We start from the raw sequence: 2,690 nt of genomic DNA, 5'->3' as shown, positions 1-2,690 counted from the left end.
CCTCGAGCCGCGAGGTCATGTCCAAGCTGGCGCCGCTGGGCCCGGTCTACCAGGCCGGCACCCTCTCGGGCAACCCGGTGGCCACCGCCTGTGGCCTGGCCACGCTCAAGCTCATCCAGCAGCCAGGCTTTTTCGAACAGCTGTCGGCTCGCACACGCCAGCTGATGGGCGGCTTCGTGAAGGTGGCGGCCGACGCCGGCGTGCCCCTGACCGCCGACAGCGAAGGCGGCATGTTCGGCTTCTTCTTTGCCCCCGAGCTGCCCCAGAACTACCAGGAAGTCATGGCGCGGGGCACCGACACCTTCAACCGCTTCTTCCACCTGATGCTGGACCAGGGCGTGTACCTCGCGCCGGCCATGTACGAAGCCGGCTTCGTCAGCGCCGCCCACACCGACCAGGACATCGCCGACACGGTCGCGGCCGCGGCCAACGCCTTCCGCCGGCTCTGAGGCCCCTTTTTCAAGCGACCCCATGCACATCCACATCCTCGGTATCTGCGGCACCTTCATGGGTGGCGTGGCCGCACTGGCCCGTGAGGCCGGCCACCGCGTGACCGGTTGCGACGCCGGCGTCTACCCGCCGATGTCCGACCAACTGCGCGCCCTCGGCATCGACCTGATCGAAGGCTACGGCGTCGATCAGCTTGAACTCAAGCCCGACCTGTTCGTGGTTGGCAACGTGGTCAGCCGGGGCAACCCGCTGATGGAGGCCATCCTCGACGCCGGCCTGCCCTACACGAGCGGCCCCCAGTGGCTGAGCGAGCACGTGCTGCAAGGCAGGCATGTGCTGGCCGTGGCCGGCACGCACGGCAAGACGACGACCACCTCGATGCTGACCTGGATCCTGGAGGCCTGCGGCCTGCAGCCCGGCTTCCTGGTGGGCGGCGTGCCGCAGAACTTCGGCGTTTCGGCCCGACTGGGCCGCAACGATGAGGCCTCGCGCCCCGTCGGCGGCCACCCCTTTGTCATCGAGGCCGACGAGTACGACACGGCCTTCTTCGACAAGCGCAGCAAGTTCGTGCACTACCACCCGCGCACCGCCGTGCTCAACAACCTCGAGTTCGACCACGCCGACATCTTTGCCGACCTGGCCGCCATCGAGACGCAGTTCCACCACCTGGTGCGCACCGTGCCGGCCTCGGGCCGCCTGGTGGTCAATGCCCGCGAAGAGGCCCTCGAGCGCGTGCTGACCCGCGGCTGCTGGAGCGACGTCGCACGCTTCGGCGTGCGCGGTGACACGCCAGGCTTTCGCGCCCGTGGCGAGCCCCATTCGTTCGACGTGCTCAAGGCCGGTGTGCTGGTCGGGCGCGTTGAATGGAGCCTGCTGGGCGAGCACAACCAGATGAACGCGCTGGCTGCCATCGCCGCCGCCGAAAACGTGGGCGTGCCGCCTCAACAGGCCTGCGAGGCGCTGGGCCGGTTCGAGAACGTCAAGCGGCGCATGGAGGTCAAGGGCGAGGTGGGCGGCATCACCGTCTACGACGACTTCGCCCACCACCCGACCGCCATCCGCACCACGGTCGATGGTCTGCGCCGCAAGGTCGGGCCCGACGCGCGCATCATCGCGGTGTTCGAGCCGCGATCCAACACCATGAAGCTGGGCACGATGAGGGCCCTGCTGCCCTGGTCGCTCGAAGACGCCGACCTGGCGATCTGTCACTCAGGCGGACTGGGTTGGGATGCAGGCGAGGCACTGGCCGAAATGGGCGAGCGCGCCTTGGTGGCCGACACCATCGACGCCGTGGTGGTCAAGGTGGTCAAGGCTGCACGGCCAGGCGATCACATCCTGTGCATGAGCAATGGGGGCTTTGGTGGCATCCACGCCAAGCTCCTGTCGGCGCTGAGCTGATCCGAGGGCGGCTCGGCGCCAACCACGCGCCGGGACGGCCTCAGTCGGGCACCGACTCGGATTCGGGTGCCGTGGCCGACTCGGCGATGAGTTGGTTCAAGGGGAAACGGGCGCCTGGGCGAAGCCCGAGTCGGGCCTGCGGCTCGAACGCATCGACCCGGTCCGTGATCAGGCCATCCAGACCGCCCGCCCAGAGGGTGTCTGCACGCTCGGCTTCGTTGACCGTGTAGGCCAACGCCTTGAGCCCTGCCTCGTGGATGATCTCGATGCGACGATCGCTCAGGAAGGCCTGGTGCACGACCAGGGCGCAGCAACCCATCTCGACCGCCTGCTCGACGGCCTCCGGGATCCAGCGATCGACCAGCAGGGCACGGGGCAGATCGGGTTGGGCGTCCCTCGCGGCACTCAGGGCCTCGACGCTGAATGAGCTCAGCAGCGGCTTGACCTCGGCCTGAGCCCACCATTGGGCGACCCGGTCGGCCACGGTGCGACCCGTGCGGACCTCATCGCCCGGCGAGGGCTTGATTTCCAGGTTCACCATCAGCCCCAAGGCCTGAAGCCAACGCGCCAGGCTCTCCAGGCGCAGCAAGGGCTCTCCGGCGTGGGACCGGCCATGCCATGACCCCGCATCCAGCCTGGACAAGGCGTCCCAGGTGAGCGCGCCGGCCAAGCCCTGCCCGTTGGTGGTGCGCTCCAACTCGGCGTCGTGCAGCAGGAAAGGCTCCCCATCTGCACTCAGTTTGACGTCGCACTCGAACATCCCGAAACCATGATCGGCACCCAGGCGAAAGGCAGCCAGCGTGTTTTCAGGGGCCTGCGAGCCGGCGCCGCGGTGGGCAATC

General features: G+C 68.4%; 3 protein-coding genes. 2 read left to right on the top strand and 1 reads right to left on the bottom strand.

Annotated elements, in window-relative coordinates:
- Together B2W70_RS09385 and mpl are read left to right on the top strand one after the other, a co-directional pair.
- On the top strand, positions 1 to 449 hold a 449-nt coding region (locus B2W70_RS09385; protein WP_286745118.1), incomplete at its 5' end, for an aminotransferase class III-fold pyridoxal phosphate-dependent enzyme.
- Positions 450 to 471: 22 nt separating this feature from the next.
- Positions 472 to 1,848, top strand: a complete 1,377-nt coding sequence (mpl, locus tag B2W70_RS09380) for a UDP-N-acetylmuramate:L-alanyl-gamma-D-glutamyl-meso-diaminopimelate ligase (protein WP_286745116.1) — start codon at positions 472 to 474, stop codon at positions 1,846 to 1,848.
- A gap of 40 nt (positions 1,849 to 1,888) precedes the next feature.
- Here mpl and ugpQ read toward each other — a convergent pair whose 3' ends face one another.
- On the bottom strand, positions 1,889 to 2,689 hold the full coding sequence (ugpQ, locus tag B2W70_RS09375) for a glycerophosphodiester phosphodiesterase (protein WP_286745114.1): 801 nt from the start codon (positions 2,687 to 2,689) through the stop codon (positions 1,889 to 1,891).
- Position 2,690: the final 1 nt, after the last annotated feature.

The sequence above is a fragment of the Aquabacterium sp. UBA2148 genome, assembly GCF_002328915.1.
GTDB lineage: Bacteria > Pseudomonadota > Gammaproteobacteria > Burkholderiales > Burkholderiaceae_C > Aquabacterium > Aquabacterium parvum.
The sequence above is the reverse complement of the archived record's forward strand: the minus strand, read 5'-3'. Positions and strand labels throughout refer to the sequence as shown.